The sequence below is a fragment of the Massilimicrobiota sp. SW1139 genome (genome assembly GCF_012027715.1).
Classification (GTDB): Bacteria; Bacillota_I; Bacilli_A; order Erysipelotrichales; family Coprobacillaceae; genus Allocoprobacillus; species Allocoprobacillus merdigallinarum.
Map to the genome: position 1 here is coordinate 150,606 of NZ_SJOR01000004.1, position 23,296 is coordinate 173,901.

General features: G+C 32.3%; 23 protein-coding genes, 2 tRNA genes and 1 other annotated feature. Of the genes, 21 read left to right on the forward strand and 4 right to left on the reverse strand.

All coding sequences use genetic code 11. The annotated features are described in order from the left end of the window. Positions 1–136: 136 nt before the first annotated feature. Positions 137–1,492, reverse strand: a complete 1,356-nt coding sequence (locus tag E0K96_RS04090; protein WP_168081403.1) for an NCS2 family permease — start codon at positions 1,490–1,492, stop codon at positions 137–139. 279 nt (positions 1,493–1,771) lie between these two features. On the opposite strand from E0K96_RS04090, the gene E0K96_RS04095 reads away from it, so the two are divergent. From E0K96_RS04095 to E0K96_RS04105, 3 genes are all read left to right on the forward strand, one after another. After that, complete coding sequence (locus tag E0K96_RS04095) at positions 1,772–2,332, forward strand: RNA 2'-phosphotransferase (RefSeq protein ID WP_168081404.1); 561 nt, start codon at positions 1,772–1,774, stop codon at positions 2,330–2,332. Positions 2,333–2,401: 69 nt separating this feature from the next. Continuing rightward, positions 2,402–3,202, forward strand: a complete 801-nt coding sequence (gene ucpA, locus E0K96_RS04100; RefSeq protein ID WP_168081406.1) for an SDR family oxidoreductase UcpA — start codon at positions 2,402–2,404, stop codon at positions 3,200–3,202. Positions 3,203–3,513: 311 nt separating this feature from the next. Continuing rightward, positions 3,514–4,446 carry a GTP-binding protein gene (locus tag E0K96_RS04105; protein WP_168081408.1) on the forward strand — a complete coding sequence of 311 codons (933 nt, stop codon included), beginning with the start codon at positions 3,514–3,516 and terminating at the stop codon, positions 4,444–4,446. 10 nt (positions 4,447–4,456) lie between these two features. Here E0K96_RS04105 and E0K96_RS04110 read toward each other — a convergent pair whose 3' ends face one another. Beyond that, positions 4,457–5,413: a biotin--[acetyl-CoA-carboxylase] ligase gene (locus tag E0K96_RS04110; RefSeq protein ID WP_168081410.1), complete on the reverse strand. Its 957-nt coding sequence runs from the start codon at positions 5,411–5,413 to the stop codon at positions 4,457–4,459. Between the two features lie 93 nt (positions 5,414–5,506). On the opposite strand from E0K96_RS04110, the gene E0K96_RS04115 reads away from it, so the two are divergent. The 3 genes from E0K96_RS04115 to E0K96_RS04125 are packed head-to-tail and all read left to right on the forward strand — an operon-like array spanning position 5,507 to position 7,250. Then, positions 5,507–6,007: a DMP19 family protein gene (locus E0K96_RS04115; protein ID WP_087243131.1), complete on the forward strand. Its 501-nt coding sequence runs from the start codon at positions 5,507–5,509 to the stop codon at positions 6,005–6,007. A gap of 58 nt (positions 6,008–6,065) precedes the next feature. Further along, positions 6,066–6,287, forward strand: a complete 222-nt coding sequence (locus tag E0K96_RS04120; RefSeq protein WP_087243132.1) for an acyl carrier protein — start codon at positions 6,066–6,068, stop codon at positions 6,285–6,287. 36 nt (positions 6,288–6,323) lie between these two features. Next, a complete protein-coding gene (locus E0K96_RS04125) occupies positions 6,324–7,250 on the forward strand; it encodes a magnesium transporter CorA family protein (protein WP_168081412.1) in 927 nt (308 codons plus the stop codon). Here E0K96_RS04125 and E0K96_RS04130 read toward each other — a convergent pair. Beyond that, the gene (locus tag E0K96_RS04130; protein ID WP_168081414.1) at positions 7,245–8,582 is read right to left on the reverse strand and encodes an aminotransferase-like domain-containing protein; all 1,338 of its coding nucleotides are present in this window, start codon (positions 8,580–8,582) and stop codon (positions 7,245–7,247) included. The two genes, E0K96_RS04125 and E0K96_RS04130, sit on opposite strands and share 6 nt — an antisense overlap. 127 nt (positions 8,583–8,709) lie before the next feature. Between E0K96_RS04130 and E0K96_RS04135 the strand changes: the two genes are divergently transcribed. The 3 genes from E0K96_RS04135 (at position 8,710) to E0K96_RS04145 (ending at position 10,327) form a co-directional block, all read left to right on the forward strand. Then, complete coding sequence (locus E0K96_RS04135; RefSeq protein WP_168081416.1) at positions 8,710–10,038, forward strand: 6-phospho-beta-glucosidase; 1,329 nt, start codon at positions 8,710–8,712, stop codon at positions 10,036–10,038. 91 nt (positions 10,039–10,129) lie between these two features. Beyond that, a tRNA-Ser gene (locus tag E0K96_RS04140) sits at positions 10,130–10,220 on the forward strand. Between the two features lie 30 nt (positions 10,221–10,250). Further along, positions 10,251–10,327 (forward strand) — tRNA-Asp (locus E0K96_RS04145). Between the two features lie 72 nt (positions 10,328–10,399). On the opposite strand, the gene E0K96_RS04150 is transcribed toward E0K96_RS04145, so the two are convergent. After that, positions 10,400–10,933, reverse strand: a complete 534-nt coding sequence (locus tag E0K96_RS04150) for an NUDIX hydrolase (protein WP_168081418.1) — start codon at positions 10,931–10,933, stop codon at positions 10,400–10,402. Positions 10,934–11,163: 230 nt separating this feature from the next. On the opposite strand from E0K96_RS04150, the gene E0K96_RS04155 reads away from it, so the two are divergent. The 12 genes from E0K96_RS04155 (at position 11,164) to E0K96_RS04210 (ending at position 23,274) form a co-directional block, all read left to right on the forward strand. Continuing rightward, entirely contained in the window at positions 11,164–12,144 is a 981-nt protein-coding gene (locus E0K96_RS04155) for an RluA family pseudouridine synthase (protein ID WP_168081420.1), read from the forward strand. A gap of 52 nt (positions 12,145–12,196) precedes the next feature. Continuing rightward, positions 12,197–13,117: an ROK family protein gene (locus E0K96_RS04160; protein WP_087297479.1), complete on the forward strand. Its 921-nt coding sequence runs from the start codon at positions 12,197–12,199 to the stop codon at positions 13,115–13,117. Between the two features lie 119 nt (positions 13,118–13,236). Continuing rightward, positions 13,237–14,370: a tRNA 2-thiouridine(34) synthase MnmA gene (mnmA, locus tag E0K96_RS04165; protein ID WP_168081422.1), complete on the forward strand. Its 1,134-nt coding sequence runs from the start codon at positions 13,237–13,239 to the stop codon at positions 14,368–14,370. Continuing rightward, on the forward strand, positions 14,370–16,562 hold the full coding sequence (recD2, locus tag E0K96_RS04170) for an SF1B family DNA helicase RecD2 (RefSeq protein WP_168081424.1): 2,193 nt from the start codon (positions 14,370–14,372) through the stop codon (positions 16,560–16,562). The genes mnmA and recD2 overlap by 1 nt, the downstream gene beginning before the upstream one ends. 42 nt (positions 16,563–16,604) lie before the next feature. Next, a complete protein-coding gene (locus E0K96_RS04175) occupies positions 16,605–16,742 on the forward strand; it encodes a hypothetical protein (protein ID WP_168081426.1) in 138 nt (45 codons plus the stop codon). Between the two features lie 49 nt (positions 16,743–16,791). Then, on the forward strand, positions 16,792–17,829 hold the full coding sequence (locus E0K96_RS04180) for an AI-2E family transporter (RefSeq protein ID WP_168081428.1): 1,038 nt from the start codon (positions 16,792–16,794) through the stop codon (positions 17,827–17,829). A gap of 56 nt (positions 17,830–17,885) precedes the next feature. Next, complete coding sequence (locus E0K96_RS04185; RefSeq protein WP_168081430.1) at positions 17,886–18,830, forward strand: Na/Pi cotransporter family protein; 945 nt, start codon at positions 17,886–17,888, stop codon at positions 18,828–18,830. A gap of 13 nt (positions 18,831–18,843) precedes the next feature. Beyond that, positions 18,844–19,380, forward strand: a complete 537-nt coding sequence (locus E0K96_RS04190; RefSeq protein WP_206080584.1) for a dihydrofolate reductase family protein — start codon at positions 18,844–18,846, stop codon at positions 19,378–19,380. 31 nt (positions 19,381–19,411) lie between these two features. Then, positions 19,412–19,611, forward strand: a binding site (T-box leader). A gap of 35 nt (positions 19,612–19,646) precedes the next feature. After that, complete coding sequence (gene alaS, locus E0K96_RS04195; protein WP_168081434.1) at positions 19,647–22,256, forward strand: alanine--tRNA ligase; 2,610 nt, start codon at positions 19,647–19,649, stop codon at positions 22,254–22,256. 63 nt (positions 22,257–22,319) lie between these two features. Beyond that, positions 22,320–22,577 (forward strand): IreB family regulatory phosphoprotein, encoded by a 258-nt coding sequence (locus E0K96_RS04200; RefSeq protein WP_087243145.1) that lies wholly within the window; start codon positions 22,320–22,322, stop codon positions 22,575–22,577. After that, a complete protein-coding gene (ruvX, locus tag E0K96_RS04205; protein WP_087243146.1) occupies positions 22,577–22,999 on the forward strand; it encodes a Holliday junction resolvase RuvX in 423 nt (140 codons plus the stop codon). Before E0K96_RS04200 ends, ruvX begins: the two co-directional genes overlap by 1 nt. A gap of 2 nt (positions 23,000–23,001) precedes the next feature. Next, entirely contained in the window at positions 23,002–23,274 is a 273-nt protein-coding gene (locus E0K96_RS04210; RefSeq protein WP_087243147.1) for a DUF1292 domain-containing protein, read from the forward strand. Positions 23,275–23,296 lie beyond the last annotated feature (22 nt).

Sequence of the window (23,296 nt, forward strand, 5' to 3'; positions counted from 1 at the left end):
TTTGTTTGTGGTGAACTAATTGTAAAACGAGTTATCGACTATGTCTATTATTATATAAAAAAACTGGAAGATGAAGTTTTGAATATTACTTCCCCTCCAGTTTTAGTATAGAGCCTCAACTCCTGAATTTTTTGTATTAAATAATCGCAAGTAAGACAAAGTTTAAGATAAATAATAATGCAACACCAGCAATAATAGGGTGAATATCTTTGGCTTGTTTCTTAAAGATTTTAATTAAACAATAGAAAATAAAGGCACTGGCAATACCATAAGAAATACTATAGCAAAGAGCCATAAAGATACCTGCAAAGAAAGCTGGAATGGCATCTTCTAAATTTGACCAATCAATTTCAGCAAATGATGAAACCATCATACACCCAACAATAATTAATGCTGGTGCTGTTGCAGCTGAAGGAATGGCACTGACAAAAGTTGCTAAAAAGGCACTTAAAGCAAAGCAGATGGCTGTGACAACAGATGTTAACCCTGTACGACCACCAGCTCCAATACCTGCAGCACTTTCTACATAAGTTGTTGTATTTGAAGTTCCAAAAATAGCACCAATAGATGTTGCAGTTGCATCTGCAAACAATGCTTTATCCATTTTAGAACTGAATCCACTACTTGTTTCTAATGCTTTTTCATCTTCTTCAGAGAAAATACCACTACGTCTACCCGTTCCAATAAATGTACCAATTGTATCAAAAGTATCTGACATACTAAATGCAAAAATAGTAATTAAAACTAAAGGTAAACGAGACATATCGCTAAATAATGAAGGTAAACCTTCAGAAGTAAAAATAACACCAAATGTTGAAGGTAAAGCACTTAATGCTTCACTAAAGCTAACAGTATCTGTTGTTGTTGTCACACCAAAAGGAATACCTAAGATAGTTGTGACAATAATCGCAATTAAAATACCACCTTTCACATTTTTTAATGTTAAAATAACTACTAAAACCAATCCGATTAAGAAAATCCATAAAACAGGTTGATTTAATGTGGCAATGGCAGGAACACCACTATCAAATGTGATAAAACCAACATTTAAGAAACCTAAATAAGCAATAAAGACACCAATTCCACCACCAATAGCATTTTGTAAAGATTGTGGAATAGCCTTAATAATGATTTTTCTGATCTTTGTAACAGTAATAAAAATATTAATCAAACCACAAATAAAAACCATTGATAAGGCTTGTTGCCATGTGAATTGTAATTGAAAACATACTGTATAAACGAAAAATGCATTCAATCCCATTCCAGGTGCTTGAGCATAAGGAACATTTGCTACAAGTCCCATAATTAAAGTTCCAACCACTGCAGAAATAATTGTAGCTAAAAAGACAGCTCCCCATTCCATTCCTGCTTGTGATAATGTATTTGGATTGACTGCAATAATATAAGCCATCGCAAAGAATGTTGTAATTCCAGCCATCACTTCTGTTGAAACAGTCGTTCCATTTTCTTTTAATTTAAATAATTTTTCCATTTTTTCTCCCTTCTCCTGATTTTAATCAAGAATGTCTAAACTTTATCATATTTCAAATTAATTTTCAAATATATCTATCAAATGACTCTATTCATATTATTATTTATCAATGCTTATAGAAAATATTATTAAGAAAGATGATTTTCTTGTATAATAGATTTGAAACCAAAACTCAACTTAAACGATATCATCAATAAATTTTATTATGTGGAAAAAGATGAAGCAGGATATCGTTATATTCATGAATAGCATTTCAAAAAGAAAGTCAGGAGGGTAAATATGAAATTAACACCTATAAGTCGTTATATGGCATTGCTGTTACGCCATCATCCTGAACAGGCAGGCATAACCTTAGATGAACATGGCTGGGCATATGTAGATGAATTGATCAAAGGTATTCAAAAAAGATATCCACAATTTCAACGAGAAATATTAGAAGAAATTGTCCGCACTGATTCAAAACAAAGATATGCTTTTAATGAAGATCATACTTTGATTCGTGCTAATCAGGGACATTCTATACCTGTTGATATTGAATTCAAACATGCAGTGCCACCTGATATTTTATATCATGGAACAGCTAAAAAGTATGTATCTTCTATTCAACAGCAAGGTTTGATTTCTAAATCGAGACTTTATGTTCATTTATCGACTGATGTTGAAACAGCTATAAAAGTAGGAAAAAGACATGGAGAACCTGTTGTCTATCAAATTGATGCGAAACAAATGTATCAGGATGGTATTATTTTTTATCTTTCAGCCAATCATATCTGGCTTGTGAAAAAAGTTCCACTTCAATATATGAAGCTATTAGATTTAGAAAATATAAATCAGACATGAAATGTTTGAGTGTTATGTTCAAAAGGATTACAATAGAGATATAGATAATAATAAAGGAGACATGAATTTATGGGAAAATTAGATGGAAAAGTTGCAATCATTACAGGAGCTGCAGTTGGTTTGGGTGAAGGTATTGCGGAAGCTTATGTCAAATATGGAGCCAAAATCTGTATGGTAGATTTATCAGAAGATGTTGAACAGACTGCTCAGAGATTAAGAAATCAATATCAGGCTGATATTATTACGTATGTAGGTAATGTCGCTGATAAAAATCAAATGAAAGAAGCAGTTCAAAAGACAGTGGATACATTTGGAGAAGTCAATATTGCCTGCTGTAATGCTGGAGTTTGTCGCTTAGCACCATTTGAACAAATGAGTGATGAAATGAGAGATTTTCATATTGATGTCAATATCAAAGGTGTATGGAATACTTGTCAAGCAGTCATTCCTTATATGTTAAAACAAGGAAAAGGAAGTATTGTGATTGCTTCTTCCGTGACTGGAGATATTGTGGCTGATGCAGGAGAAGCAGCTTATGCCATGACAAAAGCGGCTCTGGTTGGTTTAACAAAATGTCTAGCGGTTGAATATGCCAGCCGTCATATTCGTGTGAACTGTTCACAACTTGGTTATGCCAGAACACCAATGGTTGAAAAGATGGCAGTAGAATCAAACCCAGATGATCCAGAAAGTGCAATTGCTGATATTGCCAAAGGCGTTCCAATGGGAAGACTTGCCAAACCAATAGAAGTTGGAGAATTATTTGCATTTTTAGGTAGTGATGAGTCAAGTTATATCACTGGTTCACAGTTTGTTATTGATGGTGGAAGTACATTGCCTGAAACGATGAGTATGGGAACAAATGAATAAACGTATAGAGGGAACATGTCCATTCCCTCTTTTTTCATGATCATGAAAGTGGTGGAATATTAAAAAATATGTTAAAATATTCCACATCATCTAAGGTCTATATGATGTTATAAAACAGTTATTCAACTTATCAATGTTTAAGTATGATTATAATTCAATAGATTCATGAAAAGTGGTATTATGATTTTTGATGGAGATGTTTATTAAACTGATTAAATGCAAATAGAATCAATAATTAATGGCTTCTTTTTATGACATTCATTTTAACATGGTTATAAAAGATAATTCCATAAATGAAGGGAGATGGTGATATGACAAAGGTAGATTTAATTACTGGTTTTTTGGGTTCAGGAAAGACTACATTTATTAAACATTATGCCAGTTATCTGGTGAAGCAGGGATACAAAGTGGGTATCATTGAAAATGACTTTGGCGCTGTCAATGTGGATATGATGCTTTTACAGGAATCATTAGGTAAGCAATGTGATTTAGAAATGATTGCGGGTAGCTGTGATCGCCAAACGCATCAAAGACGTTTCAAGACCAAGCTCATTTCAATGGGCATGTTAAAATATGATTATCTTTTGGTTGAACCATCTGGTATATATGATGTTGATGAATTCTTTGATGTCTTACATGAAGAACCTTTAGAAAACTGGTATGAAATAGGAAATGTTTTTGCTGTTGTCAATGCTCAAATTGAACAGCATTTATCAAAGACTTCACGTTTTTTATTAGCTTCTCAAGTTGCTCATGCAGGATGTATTTTATTGAGTCATTATCAGGAAGCCAGTTTGGAAGAAGTGAAACAGACAATTCATTTTATTCAACAATCTCTTCATGATGTACAATGTCAAAGAGTGCTTCAAGAAACAGATTTTGATACACATTGGATGCAATGGACGGACGAAGATTTCCAAAGTTTTATGAATAAAAGTTATGTGTTGAGTGATTATATAAAACATGAGATTGATTATCAAAAAGCATATACATCATTATATTTTATGAATAATCGTTTGAATCAGACAGAATTCAAGAAAGCTGTTGATTCTATTTTTCATGATTTGTCATGTGGACATGTTTTTCGTATCAAAGGATTTATATCTGAAAATCAACAATGGATGGAATTGAATGCCACTCAAGATCATATCTCTTTACAACCTATATCTGATGGACAGGATATTGTGATTGTCATTGGAGAAGATTTGAATCAGGAACATATTGAAACTTATTTAAAGCCATAAAAAAACATCGTTACGACGATGTTTTCTTTCGTATAGAAACTTCTCCAGAACAAAGCTGACTGATGCCTTTTTCAGTTTGAATCTTTAATGATGCATCATCATTAATGTCTAAAACATAAGCTGTATAGGTTTGATTATTTTCATAGACGGTAATATTTTGATGTAAAATATAAGAATGTTGACGATAAAAATCAAGAAATGAAGATGTCTGTAAGTTTTGATAATCTTGATAGAAAATATGAAAAAAATCTATAATGAGCTGTTCACGAGAAACTTTTGTTGTACAAAAGTCTTCAATACAGCCTGCAATATTTTGTAGTTCATCAGGCATTGTATAAGAATGAACATTGATACCAATACCGACAATCATATTTTCAATACGAGCTGTATTCATTTCAAGACTCGCTTCACATAAAATTCCTGCAACCTTTACATCCTGAATCATAATATCATTAACCCATTTGATTTGAGGGTAAACAGGATAATTTTTTTCAATCGTTTTGACTAGCGATACAGCCAGACATGCAGTGATTTTTAAAGAATCATAAATGGTTAGATCTGGTTTTAAAACAAAAGATAAATAAATTCCTTTTTGTTGAGGGGAATGAAAGCTTTTTCCATTTCTTCCTTTTCCTTTTGTCTGTGATTGGGCAATGACAATATCTCCCTGTTGATGAGGTGATCTTTTTAAATAATCATTGGTTGAATCAATATCATCAAAATATTCAATGTTCTTAAAAAAATCAGGAAGCTGTGCTTTGATATGATCAATCAAGATCACATCATTATCGTCAGTTAAACAATATCCTTTTTTTGTCGATGATAAAATATGATATCCTTTCTCTTTTAATTTTTTTATACATGTTGATATTGTCATACGTGACACATTTAAACTTTCACAAATATCTTGTCCAGAAATATATTCATTTTGGTGTAGTTTTAATATTTTTAAGATTTCTTTTTCCATGCATTTATTATAGCTTATGTTTATAGGAAAGATAAAGGGATATTATATACTTTTTCACTCAAAAAGTATAAAATAGAGATAGGAGGTGTGATGATGCCAACAGTAGAAGATGTATTAGATGATTTGACTTTACAGGCCAGTGAGATTGTATCTAGAGAAGATGATAGTCAAATTGTCATAGATTTATATAATGTGATTTCTCAAAAGTGTGAAAACGGAGATTTATTAAATGAATTGAATGGAATCGAAAGAGTTTTCTATCTCTGTCAGACTTTTGTTTTGATGATGGGTAGTGGCGGTATAGAAACCTATTACAAAGAGCCATCAGGAAATTATGCTAATGAAACAGTGGAAGCATTGCTAGAAATGAATGCCAAACGTACTGCTTTGATTTTGGATAGAGGCAATGGTATTTTTCATGAAGGGATTGTCCCAGAAAATCAGCAATTAAGAATGGAAGAATTGAAAAACCTGGATTATAGTGAAATTTCATGGTTGTTTGATTTATTGGATCAGGAGTTTTTGCAGTTAAAAGAAGATTTAGAAATGTTAAGTCTGAATTATGTTTTGAATCATAAAGAAGCTTTTATGTAAGAAAAGAGATTGTGTTTTCTAAAAGATATGATTATAATGAAAATGAGGTGAATAAGGAATGGATTATTTTGATAAAATAAAAGAGAGATTATCATCTAAATTAAAAGGTCAGGAATTAACAAAAGAATCTTCTTTTAAAGATTTAGGTATTGATTCATTGGATTTGGTTGATTTAGTCTTTGAATTAGAAGAAGAAATTGGTGTTGAGTTTCAAGATGATGAACTGTTGAAAATTACAACAGTACAAGATTTATTAGATTTAATTGATACAAAGAAATAGGGGAAACTCTATTTCTTTTTTGTTAGGAGGAAAGTTATGATTTATCAGGTTGATCATCAAAAAGAAATTGTTAATATTCATGATATTCAAGAGGAACATCGTTATATTGCGATGATGGATTTAGAAGAACTCAAGTCCTGTTATCAGGAGTTTGGCATTGATGAAGCTGCTATTCAACGTTTAGAAGATCCTTCATTATTTCATCAAAATATGATTATTCCAGCATATCATTATTATTTTGGTTTGGTTCATTTGATTAATGCAAGAGATATTTTTGTAAAGAAAGATTCATTAGCGTTATTTATCTTTAAAAATTTATTTTTGGTTGTTGTGATTGATGATGAAGATCATCACATCAATCAGGTTTTTCAATCATCCAGTGATTATGTGTTACAAAAAGAAGCTTCTATTACGAGACTTGTTTATTATTTTTTAAGTGACCTTCTCGCTGCTGATTATCAGTATCTTGAAGAACTTCAAAATGAAATTGAAGAACTAGAAACACAAGAAGAAGATTCCATGCATTTTACAAATCAGTTAAGACAGTTAAATAAAGAATTGCTGTTATTACAAAATTATTATGAAAACTTCATGACGATAGGTGAAGATTTAGAAATGAATCATCATCATATTTTTGAAGATGATGATTCAAGATATTTTGAAATCTTTACACGTCGTATTGAGCGTTTATCAAAAAATGTAGAAATGTTAAGAGAAATCTTGAATCAGGCTCATAGTGCTCATCAGTCTAGAGAAGACTATAAACTGAATAAAACAATGCAATTTTTTACTGTTGTCACAACGATCTTTATGCCATTGACTTTAATTGCAGGATGGTATGGGATGAATTTTGAAAATATGCCTGAATTAAAAAGTATATACGGTTATCCAGCTGTGATTGTATTAAGCTGTATTGTTGTGATTGGATTGATTGTTTTATTTAAGAAAAAGAAATTTTTATAACATGTCTAAAAAAACTCGATAAAAGATTTGTAAAGCTTCTTTTAAATCATGACTATCAATTCTTGCCAGGCTTAAACGAATCGAAGGATGAAAATGGGAAGGATCATAAAAACATCTTTCATTACGGGCAATTTTAATATGTTTTTGTTGGAGTCTGGTTTGAAATAAATCAAGATTGATATCAACAAGACATTGAATGGTTAAATAGTAACCAGAATAGCTGGAAATCACTTGAATCAGTTGTGAATCCCAGTTTTGAGTGACTTTTTTGATAATCTGATAATCTTTTTTTAAATGATTTTGTAGTTGCTGAGTTTGTTTTTTATAAAGTGAGCTTTTGATGTAGGATTCTAAAGTGGCTTGAGAAATTAATGATGGTAATTGATAAGAATAATAGTAGGATTGATGACTCAATTTTTCAAATGTGTTTTTAAAGTCTTTATGAATAATCGCAGCACCAATACGTAAATAAGGAATTGTTTTTGAAAAGCTTGTTAGATAAATACAGTTTTGTCCTTCCATATAATAATAGAGTGGTAAATAATGTGACGTTGATGAACAATGCCCAAAGTAATCATCTTCAATAATATAGACGTTATACTTTAAAGCCAGTTGCGCGATTTTTTGACGCATAGAGGTAGAATAAGTTGTTCCTAAAGGGTTGTGATTACGTGGAATGGTATAAAAGAATTTAATGTCATAATGTTGAAAGAGATATTGTAATTGAGTTAAATCAATACCATTTTCATCACGGGTAATTGTCAAAACAGGCAATGATTGAGATTTTAAAAATTGAACATAATAACTATATGTTGGTTCTTCAATCAAAATGTATGAGTGCTGATTAGGAAAATCAATAGCCGATAAAAAAGATAACATTTGTGTGACACCTTGAATCAGATAGATAGAACTTTCTTGAGTATAAATGCCCATGTCAAAAAAGAAGTCGGCTAAAGTCTGGCGTAAAGATTGAACGCCTTGTAAAGACAGGTTCAATGAAGATTCTCTATATTCTTCAATAGCTAATGATAAGCAATGTTTGGCATCTTCTAAAGATGTTGCTTTGATTGCAGGATTCCCTGTTTCTAGTGAAAATTCTTTTGTATTGGATATTGGTAAGATAGGGGAACCAAGTACATAATAGCCACTTTGTGCTTTGGCATAAATCAAATGTTGATGAATCAATAATTGATAAGCTTTGATCACTGTTTCTTTACTACATCCTTGTTTTTTAGCCATAGTTCCAATCGAAGGCAGACGGTCTCCCTGTTTATAAACCTGTTGCATGATATCTTGTTCTAATGATTGAGCTAGACGTTCATATTTGGTCATATTGATCAACTCCTTAAAGATAGTATATCACATTCTAAACTATACCGGTATAGTTAACAATTCATTGTATTGCTTTTTAAAATAATTATTTTATAATGAAATCATCAAGAAGAAAGAGGTGCTCAAAATGAATAAAGATGGTGTTAAAATTGTAACAATTGGTGGAGGAAGCAGTTATACTCCAGAATTAGTAGAAGGATTTATTAAAAGATATGATCATTTACCAGTAAGAGAATTATGGTTAGTAGATATTGAAGCAGGACGTGAAAAATTAGAAACAGTAGGTGCGTTGGCAAAGCGTATGGTTAAAAAAGTTGGCTTACCAATGAAAGTCATTTTAAGTTATGATCGTCGTGAAGCTTTAAAAGATGCAGACTTTGTCACAACACAAATGCGTATTGGACGTTTACCAGCGCGTGTATTAGATGAAAGAATTCCATTAAGCCATGGTCTAATTGGACAAGAAACAAATGGAGCTGGAGGAATGTTCAAAGCTTTCCGTACAATTCCTGTGATTTTAGATATTGTTAAAGATATTGAAGAGTTATGTCCAAATGCATGGTTAATCAACTTTACAAATCCAGCTGGAATGGTGACTGAAGCTATTTTACGCTATACAAACTTTAAAAAAGCCATTGGACTTTGTAATGTTCCAGTGAATATGGTTGCTGGTTTTGCAAAAATGTTAAATGTTGATGAAAGTCAAGTGACAATGGAAGTTCAAGGGGTTAACCACTTTATTTTTGCAACTGATGTTTTTGTTGATGGAGTTTCACGTTTTGATGAATTATTGCATAAATATGCATATTTGAAACCTGAAGATACAATTCAAATGAAAAACTTCGTATCTTTACCATACTCTCCATCATTTATCAAAGGATTAAAAGCCATTCCTTGTCCATATCATAATTACTATTTCTTTACAAAAGAACAATTAGAAGAAGAATTAGAACAATTGAAAACAGGAACAGTTCGTGGAGAAGTTGTCAGCAAGACTGAAGAAGAATTATTTGAATTATATAGTCATGAAGAACTTCAGGAAAAACCAGAACAATTAGCAATGCGTGGAGGAGCTAAATATTCTGATGCAGCATGTAATTTAATTGCTTCTATCTATACAAATAAAGGTGATATTCAATATGTGGATGTCAGAAACAATGGCGCTATTGCTGATTTACCAATGGATAGTGCAGTAGAAGTCGCTTGTCGTATTACTGCAGATGGTCCACAACCTATCGCAACAGGAGATTTAAGATTACCAATTAGTGGATATGTTCATATGATGAAAACATTTGAACGTTTAGTTATTGAAGCAGCCATCAAAGGTGATCGTGATTTAGCAGTGACAGCTTTGAATATGAATCCATTATGTCCAAGTGATGAAATTGCTAATATTGTGATTGATGAATTATTAGAAGCACATAAAGATTATTTACCACAATTCTTTAATAAATAGAGTTAGTTCGCTAACTCTTTTTTGTATAAAGTTTTTTCATTTTAGTATTGAAATCTTTAAAAAGGTATGTTATTATAGTTAGGCAACTGAAGGAGACATACTCAAGAGGCTGAAGAGGCGCCCCTGCTAAGGGTGTAGGTCGGGAAACTGGCGCGAGGGTTCAAATCCCTCTGTCTCCGCCATTTATGTAAACCCTTGGCAGTTGTTATATTGGTCTGGTAGTTCAGTTGGTTAGAATGCCGCCCTGTCACGGCGGAGGTCGCGGGTTCGAGCCCCGTCCAGACCGCCAATATAAAATGATAACTATTCCATCAAGGAATAGTTTTTTTGTTTATAAAAGAAAAAAAGTGGCTTTACCACTTTATGATTGATGATCTTTTTGATAGGCATACATAATCGCAATGACTGTTTTTGCATCAACGATTTCACCGTCTAATACTTTTTGATAAGCTTCATCAATATCCAGCTTGATAATATCAATGAACTCATCATCATCACCAGCTAAAGCATCATTGACTTCTTCAAAATCAATTGCTTCATAAAGATAAAGCCATTCGCTTGTATAGCCTGGAGAAGGTAAAACTTTCATGATAAATTTCATATCACGAGCACGATTGTTTGTTTCTTCTTCTAATTCACGAAAGGCACAATCTTGTGGATCTTCATCTTTTTCTAACTTTCCAGCAGGCACTTCAATAGTTTGAATACGATTAGGATATCTAAATTGTTTCACAAGAATGATTTGATGATCTTTAACAGCTAAGATACAAACACCACCATGATGATAAACAACTTCACGATAGGCATGTTCACCATTTTCTAATTCGACTTCTTCTCTTGTGACTTGCATAATTTTACCATCATAAATAAGCGTTCTTTGAATCTCTTTTTCCATGATTTTTCACCTCCTCCATATTATAACATAAAATAGAAAAAGAAAGTATGCGGGGGAGCATACTTTCTTCTATCTCTATTATTTACACGTTAGGGTGATAATAGGGGGTATGTTTAAGTGACAACCACTTAACATAAATAATTATAACAGAGTTTTAAGAGATGTAAAGGCTTTCAAATAAAAATGTGTATTTTTTTAAGAAATTTTGATAGAATGAAAATGGTGATGAAATGAAAACTTTAATGATAGATGAAAATTATGAAAACCAAAGAATAGATAAATATTTAAAGAAATTATTGTGTCAGGCACCGCCACAGCTGATTTATAAAATGTTAAGAAAAAAAGATGTGAAAGTCAATGGTGTCAGGGTGAAAGAAAACTATATTTTAAAAAAAGGGGATCAGGTAGAATTGTTTTTATATGAAGATCGCTTTTTAGAGCTCACAAAACCTCAAAGTATCTTTGATTTACCAATGACTTTTGATGTTTTATATGAAGATGACAATGTATTGATTGTCAATAAACCAGCTGGATTGCTGGTTCATGAAGATATTCATGAAGATGTCAATACATTATCAAACCAGGTTTTAACTTATTTACATCAAAAAGGAGAATATGATCCTCAACAGACATTAGGATTTACTCCTGGACCAGTCCATCGTCTCGACCGCAATACCAGTGGCATTGTCATTTTTGGAAAAACGATGCGTGCTTTGCAGGATTTAAATGAGATGATGAAAAAACGTCATTGCATTGACAAGACATATCTGACAATCTGTAAAGGCTATATGCCAAGTGAAGAGTTAATTGGATATATGAAAAAAGATAGTGATCGCTCACTTGCAAGAATGGTATCACCTTCAACCGATGGTGCTTTAAAGATGCATACGCTTGTTGAAAACATTAAATCTAATCAAAAATATTCTTTATTGAAAGTCAAAATCATTACAGGAAGAACCCATCAGATTCGTCTGCATTTATCAAGTGTTGGACATCCAGTGATTGGAGATAGTAAATATGGAGATTTTGAATTGAATCGTTATTTGAAAAAGACTTATCATTTTCAAAATCAATTTTTACATGCCTATTCCATCTGTTTTGTTAAACCGATAGGTTCTTTAAAATACTTACAGGATCATGTCATAACATGTCCATTACCACAAAACTTAGAAGTTTTGAAAAATGCATTGTTTCATGAAAAGAATCTATGAAAACAGTTGATTTTATTGTATAATAAATATAAATCAAGGAAGGAGAACTAAGATGAAATATTATATTGGGATTGATTTAGGTGGAACAAACGTACGTACTCTTTTGGTTGATGAAAATGGACAATCATATAGTGAAGTCAAAGATGCAACAGAAAGAGAAAATGGACCAGATTATGTTTGTTCAAAAATTATAAGACAAATTGAAAGTTTAGATTATTCAATTTGTGGCGGTATCAATAATGTTCAGGGGATTGGAATTGGTGTTCCTGGACCTGTAGATACTGAACGTGGTGTCATGATTATGGCAACAAATTTACCTGGATTTGAAAATTATCCTATTTGTGAAAAACTTTCAAGTCGTTTTAACTTACCTGTATTTATTGATAATGATGCTAATGTTGCTGGATTAGCAGAAGCTTTATTAGGTGCTGGTAAAGGAAAACCAACATGTTATTATGTGACAATTTCAACTGGAATTGGTGGAGCTTTTGTTGTGAATGGTCAACTTGTTTCTGGTGGAAGAGGACATGCTGGAGAAGTTGGAAATATTATTGTGAAAAACAACGGATATAAATTCGGAGGTTTAAACCCTGGAGCTGTAGAAGGTGAAGCTAGTGGTACAGCTATTACACGTAAAGGAAAAGAAATCTTAGGTGAAGATCGTGTCAATCATGCTGGAGATGTTTTCAGATTAGCTGATGAAGGTGATATCAAAGCAAAAGGTATCGTTGATGAATGTGTCAGTGAACTTGCTACTATGTTAGCAGATATTGCTCATACTGTTGATCCACATTGTTTTGTATTAGGTGGAGGAGTTATGAAATCTAAAAAATACTTCTATGATCAACTTGTTGAACAATTCAATGCTAGAATTCATGTTGGTATGAGAGGACATATCCCTATTTTAGAAAGAGAATTAGAAGATTGTGGTGCTATTGGTGCAGCCATGCTTCCAATGTCAAAATTAAAATAATATGACAACTGATAAAGAGTGAGGTGCTCTTTATCAGTTTTATTTTTATATGAGTATTCCATTATTTTTACTTTATAATTGTTGAAGAAAATGATAGAATATGCAAGAAGGAGGCGTCTATGAAACAAAGAGTTGTATTAGGTTTAAGTGGTGGTGTAGATAGTGCAGTTGCAGCTTATGTTTTAAAGCAACAAGGTTATGAAGTTATTGGCGTTTTTATGCGTAACTGGGATTCATCATTAAATAATGATATTTTAGGAAATCCGACAAATGACGATGATATCTGTCCACAGGAAAAAGATTATAATGATGCAAAAAAGGTCGCTGAGCATTTAGGAATAGAATTAAGACGTGTTGATTTTATTAAGGAATATTGGGATCATGTTTTTACATATTTTTTAGAAGAATATGCCAAAGGGAGAACGCCTAATCCTGATATTTTATGCAATAAACATATTAAATTTAAAGCTTTTTTAGATTATGCCAAATCTATTGAGGCCGATTATATTGCGACAGGACATTATGCACGTGTGGAACATCATGATGGACAAGATTCTATCATGTTAAGAGGCATTGATTCTAATAAAGATCAGACATATTTTTTATGTCAGTTAAATCAATCTCAACTACAGTCTTCATTATTTCCAATTGGAAATATGACAAAACCAGAAGTCAGACAATTGGCAGAAGATTTAAACTTGCCAGTGGCTCATAAAAAAGACAGTACAGGAATCTGTTTTATTGGAGAAAGAGATTTTAGAGAGTTCTTGAAAAATTATATTCCAGCCAAAGCTGGAAAGATGGTAGATATTGAAACTGGTCAAGTTGTCGGTGAACATCAAGGCATTATGTATTATACAATTGGACAACGTAAAGGTTTAGGTATTGGTGGTCCAGGTGATGCCTGGTTTGTTGTGGGTAAAAAGTATGATGATAATATTTTATATGTGTGCCAAGGTGATCAGAATCAATGGTTAATGAGCGAAGGTGCTTTAATTACGGATGTCAATTGGATCGGTAGTCAAAAACCATCGGGAGAATATGATTGCACAGCCAAATTTAGATATCGTCAAAAAGATAATGAAGTTTCGATTCATTTTGTTGATGAAACAACACTTTATGTGACATTCAAACAACCTGTCAAAGCTGTAACGCCTGGTCAGGCCGCAGTCTTTTATCAGGGTGATGTCTGTCTTGGTGGAGGAACGATTGATAAAGTGTATAAAGATGATAAGGAGATTACATACTTATAATGTTAGAATACACGGGAATTATTAAACGTATTAGGTTTTATAGTGAGGATACAAAGTTTATTGTCTGTCTGATTGATAGTGAACAGGAAGATAAACCAATTCTAGCAACGGGCTATATGAGTTATGTAAATCTACAGGATAAATATCATTTTCAGGGTGATTATGTGATTCATCCTAAATATGGGAAACAATTTCAGATTCAATCTTATGAGATTGTTTTAGCGAATGAGGAAAGTGAAATCATTCGCTATTTATCTAGTCCTTTATTTAAAGGGATTGGTGAAAAACAAGCCAGTGCTATTGTGGAAGCTTTAGGTCAAGATGCATTAAGTAAGATTAAAGAAGATAAGCATGTTTTAGATCATGTTCGTGGTATGAATGAAACCAAACGTGAAACGATTGCGAGTGTGTTAAATTCCCAGGATTTCGATCAGGAAGTTTTGATGTTTTTCATGGGACATGGTATTTCAACACGTCATCTGGCTTTAATTCAAGCTGTCTATCAGGAAAAAACATTGGATATCTTACAGAATAATCCTTATCAGTTAATTGATGATATTGATGGAATTGGTTTTAAAACAGCAGATGATCTGGCATTGAAAATAGGTGTTGATCAACATGATCATCATCGTATTCAGGCAGCTATTGTTTATGCTTTAAAAGAATCCTGTTTTCAAGATGGAAGTACATATCATAACTTTGAGGCTATCGCGAAAAGATTTCATCGCTATATTCCTCAAATTGATGATGAAAGTTTTGAAACAGCTTTGCAGGATGTTCTTGAACAACGTAAAATTATTCAGGAAGATGATCGCTACTATCCTTATGATTTATATCAAAGTGAAATACAAATATCAAAAATCTTTCAAAAATGGCTTCATGCGCCTTTATATGAATATGACCAGCAGGAAATTGATACCATTATTGCAGATTTAGAAACAGAGTTATCTATTCAATATGATCATTTTCAAAAAGAAGCGATGACACTCTTTTTAAAACAATCAGCCATGATTATTACAGGTGGGCCAGGAACTGGAAAAACAACGATTGTCAATGCTATGATTAAAATCTATCAGCGTTTAAATCCTGATCAAAAATTAGCTGTTGTTGCACCAACTGGTAGAGCAGCTAAACGTTTGACTGAAGTGACAGGAGTGGAAGCTTGTACCATTCATCGTTTATTGAAATGGGATTTACATACAAATACTTTTGCGATTAATGAGAAAAATCCATTAGATGTGGATTTATTGATCATTGATGAGTTTTCAATGGTCGATTCTTTATTGTTTTCACATCTTTTGTTAGCTTGTCAAAAAGTCAGTCAAATTCTTTTGATTGGAGATGATCAGCAATTGCCATCTGTGGCACCTGGTCGTGTTTTAAATGATCTCATCAGTTGTCAGCGTATCCCAACCATTGCTTTACATCATATATATCGTCAATCCAAAGAAAGTGGTATTGTTCAATTAGCCCATAGTATTCGCAATAATCAATATGATGAAACTTTATTTTCAAAGTATCAGGATATTCATTTTCAAACATGTGCCGCCTATGATGTTGTCAAGTATGTACGTGTATTAGTCACAAAAGCATTAGAAGATGGCTATGATGTGCATGATATACAAGTTTTAGCACCAATGTATAATGGTGTTGCTGGTATTGATGCTTTAAATGATTGTCTACAGGAATTATTTAATCCTCAAGATGGATTTAAAAATGAACTGCGTGTGGGTAAACGTTTATTTAGAGAAGGCGATAAGATTTTACAGTTAAAAAATCGTATTGAAGATAATGTTTTTAATGGTGATATAGGAACATTGGTAGAAATCTGTTATAAAGATAATTTTGAATATTTATCAGATATGATGATTGTTGATTTTGATGGAACTATTGTTGAATATACGCCACAGGAATTTTATACATTGACACATGCTTATTGCATGAGTGTTCATAAATCACAGGGAAATGAATTTAAAATTGTCATCATGCCTGTTTTAAAAGACTATTATATTATGTTGAAAAAGAATCTGATTTATACAGGATTAACACGAGCAAAACAATCTTTATGGTTTTTAGGAAATCATCAGGCTTTTCAATATGGAATTAGTCGAGAACAAGATGATCGAAGGAAAACGACATTGATTTCAAGAATGAACGAAACTCCTGAAATTTCTTTGTATGATTTTGAATAATCAGGACATACTAAGATTGTACTTTTAAAGGAGTGAATAATCATGTCAAAATTAGCTGTTGCTTTTTTCTCGGCAGGAATTGTTGCTGCGGCAATGATTATGATGAGTGATATGCCATGTGCCGATAACATCGAACATTCTGTTCATAAAGCCAAAAAAGCGATTAAGGAACAACTTTAAGAAGTACAAAAGGACTCATTGTAGTCCTTTTCTTGTCGTGGAGGTTGAAATGAAAAGAAACAATATCGCTCGTTCTCTCATCATTTTTTGTATTTGTGCTATTTTACTTTATTATGTTTATACTTTATTTCGTATAGGATCATTATTGATTTATATTTTTCAATTGATTTTTCCTGTTGTTATTGCATTGTTTTTTCATTTTCTTATTGATCCCCTGATTGATTATTTTACCAGTGATCGCCTTTCTAGAAAAGTTGTTGTAACACACTTATATTTATCTTTTTCATTGTTTTTTATTTTAAGCTGTTATTTTTTAATCCCTTATTTATTAGATCAATGTCTTATTTTTTATCATCGTATCTGTGATAGTCAGATTATGGTCAATCCTATTTTTTCTACTTTTATTCGTTTTTTAGAAGAATATCAGGTCATTGATTATTTTATAGATATGTTTAATGGTTGGACACAGACAGTCATTTACTGGGTTGGAAATATTTTTATAGCATTAGGCATTTCATTTTATTTATCTTATGATAATCTTCATTTAATTGAAAAAGCTATTGTCTATCTTCCTTTTGAAAAACAGGGCATCTGTATGCAGACACTAAAAAAATTAAAACTCACAACATATCAGTTTATGAAATCAATGATTTTAGATTTTTTCTTCTTCTTTTTGATGTGCTTTATTCCTTTCTTTTTTATAAATCAGAATTTTGCAGTTTGGATTGCATTATTTTTATCACTTACAAATCTCATTCCTTATGTTGGACCTTATATTGGTGGCATACCAGTTGTTATTTATGAATTCTTTATTGATCAGCATCTTGGTTATGCATCTCTTATTGTGATTATGGTTTTACAATATTTAGAATCTTCTTATTTACAACCTTATTTATTTTCTAAAGGCATTCATTTACATCCTATTCTTCTTTTAATAGCATTGACTTTCTTTGGAGATCTTTTTGGTCTGATTGGTATGATTTTTTCGCCACTATTATTGTCATATGTCGTTTTTATTGGAGAACTTTTCAAGAATTTACGTATTGGTGATGATATTAAGAGAATTATGCATCATGAAAACCGATAAAGATTTTACAAATTTTTTCTTTGTTATCATATATGATAATAAAGGGGTGTGAAGCCATGACAATTTCTCATTATTTAGGACTGTTAGGAGGATTGGCATTATTTCTGTTTGGCATGGAACTGTTATCAGAAGGATTAACAGAAGGACTGGGAGAAAGATTAGAAATCTTTTTATTAAAACTGACCAATCATAAGTGGAAAGCTATTGGTGTAGGGACTTTGTTGACATGCCTGATTCAAAGTTCATCTGCTATGAGTGTTATTCTCATTGGATTTTTAAATGCTCATATCATGTCATTGAAAAGAGCTATCTGGGTTATGATGGGAGCTAATATTGGGACAACCATAACAGGACAGATGATTGCTTTAGATATTGGCATGTTTGCGCCATTGTTAGCCTTTGTAGGCGTATGTTTATATCTGATAAGTCATGGCATCAAGCATCTATGTGGACAAGTGATGATGGCTTTAGGACTATTATTTATGGGACTTGAAATGATGGCTCAATCCATGTTGCCCCTACAATACTCATCCACATTTGTGAATGCTTTAATGCATATTCAAAATCCAATATGGGGTGTCTGTATCGGTATGTTGTTTACAGCTTTGATTCAAAGTTCATCAGCATCCATTGGTATTTTACAAATTCTCGCTTCTAAACAGTTGATTTCTTTTCATCAGGCTGTTTATCTGATTCTAGGTTTTGATTTAGGAACGTGTATAACGGGTTTTCTTGCTTCTTTAAAAGGATCGCGCAATGGAAAACGTCTAGCGCTGTTTCATTTTCTTTTTAATGTTGTAGGAGCTATCAGTTTTTTAATTATCTCACAGATGATTCCTCTCGTTGATTGGATTGCAGGATGGACACCATTATCACCCCTCCATCAAATAGCCAATATGCATACATTTTATAATATGATGACAACATTCATTGTCTTACTATGTGAACCTTATCTGATTCAGACTATTCAATGGATTTACCCATATCACCATAAAAAATAAAAAGAAAGTAGGGATGATAGTGAGAAAAGTCATTTTGTATATTGCAATGAGTTTAGATGGATATATCACCAATCAGCATGGACGTATAGATTGGCTACATGGTGACAATCCTACAGATGAAAAAACAGAAAGTTATCATCATTTATTAAAACATGTTGATAGTGTTATTATGAGTGAAACAGCTTTTCGTATGATAGAAGAGAAAATCAACCAATATTGGATTCATCAGGGATTAAAGATTTATGTTTTATCATCTTTGACTCAGTTATCATCAGATCATGTCATTGTCACATCTGAAGATATTTGTTCATTAGTCCAAAAAATAAAACAGGAATCTGGAAAAGATATTTGGATTTGTGGTGGTCAACAATTGATTACACCTTTAATTCAGGCTAATATGATTGATGAATATCATATTTCTATGATTCCAACATTAATTGGAAAAGGAACACGCTTATTTGAAGATTTTGATCAGGAAACAAGATTATCTTTGATAAAAAGTTATGTTTATAATGGTATTGTTGATATTGAATATCAGAAGAAGTATTGATTTTTGATAATAAATTGGATATAATATCAAAGTCAAATCGTTGAAGAAGAAAAGTATTTATAAGTGATCTTGAAGAGAGGGAATGGCTGGTGAAAATTCCTGGATACTTGTAAAGAAAGCTACCTTCTAAGAGTGATGCAAACATCAACGTAAATCGGCGTTAACGATCAAAGAGCATAATGAGTATTCATTATGAATGAGGATGGTACCGCGATGATAGTCGTTCCTTTTCAGGAATGACTTTTTTTATTAAAAGGAGGAAAATCATGAAACAATTAACAGGTAATCAGGTCAGACAAATGTTTTTGGATTTTTTCAAATCAAAAGGACATATGATTGAACCTGGAGCATCATTAATCCCACATAATGATCCAACATTATTATGGATCAATGCAGGGGTTGCAGCATTAAAAAAATATTTTGATGGAACAGAAAAGCCAGCATGTAATCGTATTGCGAATGCACAAAAATCAATTCGTACAAACGATATTGAAAATGTTGGGAAAACAGCAAGACACCATACTTTCTTTGAAATGTTAGGAAACTTCTCAATTGGAGATTACTTTAAGGCAGAAGCTATTCCTTTTGCATGGGAGTTTTTAACAAGTCCTGAATGGATTGGTTTTGATAAGGATAAACTTTATATCAGTGTTTATACTGATGATGAAGAAGCTTATCGTATCTGGACAGAAGTTTGTCATGTTGATCCAAGTCATATTTTAAAAACAGATGATAATTTCTGGGAAATCGGAGAAGGTCCAGGGGGACCAGATTCAGAAATTTTCTATGATCGTGGAGAAAAATATGATCCAGAAGGATTAGGAGAAAAATTATTCTTTGATGAAATGGAAAATGATCGTTACATTGAAGTATGGAATGTTGTCTTTTCACAATATGACTGCAATCCAGCTATTGATCGTAAAGAATATAAAGAATTACCACAAAAAAATATTGATACAGGAATGGGATTAGAAAGATTAGTCAGCATTATTCAAGAGGGAGAAACAAACTTTGATACTGATTTATTCTTACCAATTATCCATGCGACTGAAAAGCTTGCAAAGGTTCCATATCAAGAAAATAAAATGGCTTATCGTGTGATTGCCGATCATATTCGTACTGTGACTTTTGCATTAAGCGATGGTGCATTATTTGATAATGCTGGACGTGGTTATGTTTTAAGAAGAATTTTAAGACGTGCAGTGCGTTATGGTAAAAAGATTGGTATTGATCATTCATTTATGTATGAACTTGTTGGTGTGGTTGCAGATATCATGAAAGATTTCTATGATTATCTACCTGCTAAAGTGGAATATGTGAGTGGTTTAGTAAAAAAAGAAGAAGAAGCTTTTCATAAGACATTATCTAATGGAGAAAAACTATTAAATCAGATGTTACAAAAAAGCCAAAATCATTTATTAAATGGTGAAGATGCTTTTAAATTATATGATACATATGGCTTCCCATTAGAATTAACTGTGGAAATTGCTGAAGAGTCTGGTTTTGAAGTGGATGAAGAAGGTTTCAAAGCAGAAATGAAAGCACAACAGGAACGTGCACGTAATGCCCGTGGTGATTTAGAATCTATGTCATCACAAAAGCCTGATTTAATGGCATTTGATGCCCCATCTACATTCATTTATAATCCAACACCAATTCAGGCGAAAGTCATTGCGACATTCCAAGATGGTGTGAAATGTGATGTGATTGATAGCCAAGGTGAAATCATTTTAGATCAGACAACTTTCTATGCTGAAATGGGTGGACAATGTGCTGATACAGGAATCATGTCTAATGATTCTACAGAAATTGAAGTTAAAGATGTTCATAAAGCACCTCATCAACAACATTTACACATAGTTAACGTTAAAAAAGGTGCAATTCATGTTGGAGATGTATTAACTTTGTATGTTGATACAAGAAAACGTGCATTTATTACTCATAACCATACAGCAACACATCTTTTACAAAAAGCTTTAAAGAATGTATTAGGAGAACATGTTTCACAGGCTGGATCATATGTAGATGATCAAAGATTACGTTTTGACTTTACTCATCCTCAAAAAATGACTTTAGAACAATTACAGCAAGTTGAAGATCAGGTTAATGAACAAATCTTCAATGGATTGAATGTTGATATTCAGTTAATGAGTAAAGATGATGCAATGCAATCAGGTGCTATGGCTTTATTTGATGAAAAATATGGTGATGAAGTGCGTGTTGTCAGCGTTGGTGATTATTCTAAGGAATTATGTGGTGGATGCCATGTTTCTAATAGTATTGAAATTGGAATCTTTAAAATTGTCAGTGAAGAAAGTGTAGGTTCTGGTGTAAGACGTATTGAAGCTGTTACATCATTACAGGCTTATCAGGCATTTAAAAATAGTGAAACACTTTTAAATCAAGTTCAAGACTTATTAAAGATTAAAAATAAGAATGAAACAATTGAAAAAGTTACACATTTCATTGAAGAAACTAATGAAATCAAAAAAGAAAGAGATCAATATTTAGATCAGATCAATGCTTTATCTGCAAAGGAACAATCTAAAAATATTGTTGATTTCAATGGTGTACAATTCTTATATGTTCAAGAATCTAAAGAAGTTGCTTTAGCTAAACAAATGGCTTTTGACCTTCGTGATCAGTTACAGCATGGTTTTGTGATTATGGTCAATGAATATGAAGGTAAGATATCTTATTTTGTAGGATTAACAAAATCTATGGTTCAAGCTGGATATAAAGCAGGAGAGATGATCAAGACAATCAATCAGGTGACTGCTGGTCGTGGTGGTGGAAAACCAGACTTTGCTCAAGGAGGATGTGCTGATCGCTCACATATGGATGAAGCTATCGCACAAATCAAAGCGCAATTCTAAGTTTTACTAGCAATTTGCAATGAATTAGTGTAATATAGATTATATAGATGGGAGGTCGTATAAATGGGAAAAGATTTTACTCAAACACGTCTATTTAATTCTGAAGAAATTAAAAGAGAAGTTATCCATTCTCATTTAATGACAGTTGCTAATGCTTTAGATGAAAGAGGATATAATGCAGTTCATCAAATTGCAGGATACTTGATTTCTAATGATCCTGCATATATTTCAAGTCATAAAGGGGCTCGATCAATTATTCAACAGATTGATCGTGATGAAATTATTGAAGAACTTGTTAAATTTTATTTGGAGTCTAAATAGTGGAAAAAATATTAGGATTAGATTTAGGTTCGAGAACTTGCGGCATTGCGATGAGTGATGCTCTTGGTATGCTTGCCCATGGTGTAGAAACCTATCGTTTTGAAGAAAATAACTATAAGGATGCTGCCAAACATATTCAACAGATTGTTGAAGAACATCATATTCATACAATTGTGCTTGGTTTACCCAAACATATGAATGGGGATTTAGGGGAAAGAGCACAAATTTCAATGGCTTTTAAACAGAGGCTGGAAAAGATGATGGATGTCGAAGTTGTTTTGGTTGATGAAAGATTAACAACTGTTATGGCACAGAATCAATTGATTTTTGCTGATGTTTCACGCAAAAAAAGAAAAAAAGTTATTGATAAAATGGCAGCTGTACAAATTTTACAAGGATACTTAGATGGTCAAAGGAGATAGTTATGGACGTTAATAAAATACAAGTCATTGATGATGACGGTAATGAATTAGAATTTGATGTACTCTTTACTTTTGATAGTGAAGATACAGGGAAAAAATATGTTTTATACTATGATGCAAATGATGAGGATGCTCAAGTCTATTCATCTATTTATGATGATGAAGGGAATTTATATCCAATTGAAACACCTGATGAATGGGATATGATTGAAGAAGTCTTCAATAGCTTTATGGTTGAAGATGAAGAAGATGAGAACTCTCAAGACATGGATTAGTATCAGGAGGTAACGAAAGTTA

Bases quoted from the DNA above. Each gene is read 5' to 3' on its own strand.
- E0K96_RS04090 (WP_168081403.1), bottom strand. From the start codon at position 1,492: ATGGAAAAATTATTTAAATTAAAAGAAAATGGAACGACTGTTTCAACA.
- E0K96_RS04095 (WP_168081404.1), top strand. From the start codon at position 1,772: ATGAAATTAACACCTATAAGTCGTTATATGGCATTGCTGTTACGCCAT.
- ucpA (WP_168081406.1), top strand. From the start codon at position 2,402: ATGGGAAAATTAGATGGAAAAGTTGCAATCATTACAGGAGCTGCAGTT.
- E0K96_RS04105 (WP_168081408.1), top strand. From the start codon at position 3,514: ATGACAAAGGTAGATTTAATTACTGGTTTTTTGGGTTCAGGAAAGACT.
- E0K96_RS04110 (WP_168081410.1), bottom strand. From the start codon at position 5,413: ATGGAAAAAGAAATCTTAAAAATATTAAAACTACACCAAAATGAATAT.
- E0K96_RS04115 (WP_087243131.1), top strand. From the start codon at position 5,507: ATGCCAACAGTAGAAGATGTATTAGATGATTTGACTTTACAGGCCAGT.
- E0K96_RS04120 (WP_087243132.1), top strand. From the start codon at position 6,066: ATGGATTATTTTGATAAAATAAAAGAGAGATTATCATCTAAATTAAAA.
- E0K96_RS04125 (WP_168081412.1), top strand. From the start codon at position 6,324: ATGATTTATCAGGTTGATCATCAAAAAGAAATTGTTAATATTCATGAT.
- E0K96_RS04130 (WP_168081414.1), bottom strand. From the start codon at position 8,582: ATGACCAAATATGAACGTCTAGCTCAATCATTAGAACAAGATATCATG.
- E0K96_RS04135 (WP_168081416.1), top strand. From the start codon at position 8,710: ATGAATAAAGATGGTGTTAAAATTGTAACAATTGGTGGAGGAAGCAGT.
- E0K96_RS04150 (WP_168081418.1), bottom strand. From the start codon at position 10,933: ATGGAAAAAGAGATTCAAAGAACGCTTATTTATGATGGTAAAATTATG.
- E0K96_RS04155 (WP_168081420.1), top strand. From the start codon at position 11,164: ATGAAAACTTTAATGATAGATGAAAATTATGAAAACCAAAGAATAGAT.
- E0K96_RS04160 (WP_087297479.1), top strand. From the start codon at position 12,197: ATGAAATATTATATTGGGATTGATTTAGGTGGAACAAACGTACGTACT.
- mnmA (WP_168081422.1), top strand. From the start codon at position 13,237: ATGAAACAAAGAGTTGTATTAGGTTTAAGTGGTGGTGTAGATAGTGCA.
- recD2 (WP_168081424.1), top strand. From the start codon at position 14,370: ATGTTAGAATACACGGGAATTATTAAACGTATTAGGTTTTATAGTGAG.
- E0K96_RS04175 (WP_168081426.1), top strand. From the start codon at position 16,605: ATGTCAAAATTAGCTGTTGCTTTTTTCTCGGCAGGAATTGTTGCTGCG.
- E0K96_RS04180 (WP_168081428.1), top strand. From the start codon at position 16,792: ATGAAAAGAAACAATATCGCTCGTTCTCTCATCATTTTTTGTATTTGT.
- E0K96_RS04185 (WP_168081430.1), top strand. From the start codon at position 17,886: ATGACAATTTCTCATTATTTAGGACTGTTAGGAGGATTGGCATTATTT.
- E0K96_RS04190 (WP_206080584.1), top strand. From the start codon at position 18,844: ATGATAGTGAGAAAAGTCATTTTGTATATTGCAATGAGTTTAGATGGA.
- alaS (WP_168081434.1), top strand. From the start codon at position 19,647: ATGAAACAATTAACAGGTAATCAGGTCAGACAAATGTTTTTGGATTTT.
- E0K96_RS04200 (WP_087243145.1), top strand. From the start codon at position 22,320: ATGGGAAAAGATTTTACTCAAACACGTCTATTTAATTCTGAAGAAATT.
- E0K96_RS04210 (WP_087243147.1), top strand. From the start codon at position 23,002: ATGGACGTTAATAAAATACAAGTCATTGATGATGACGGTAATGAATTA.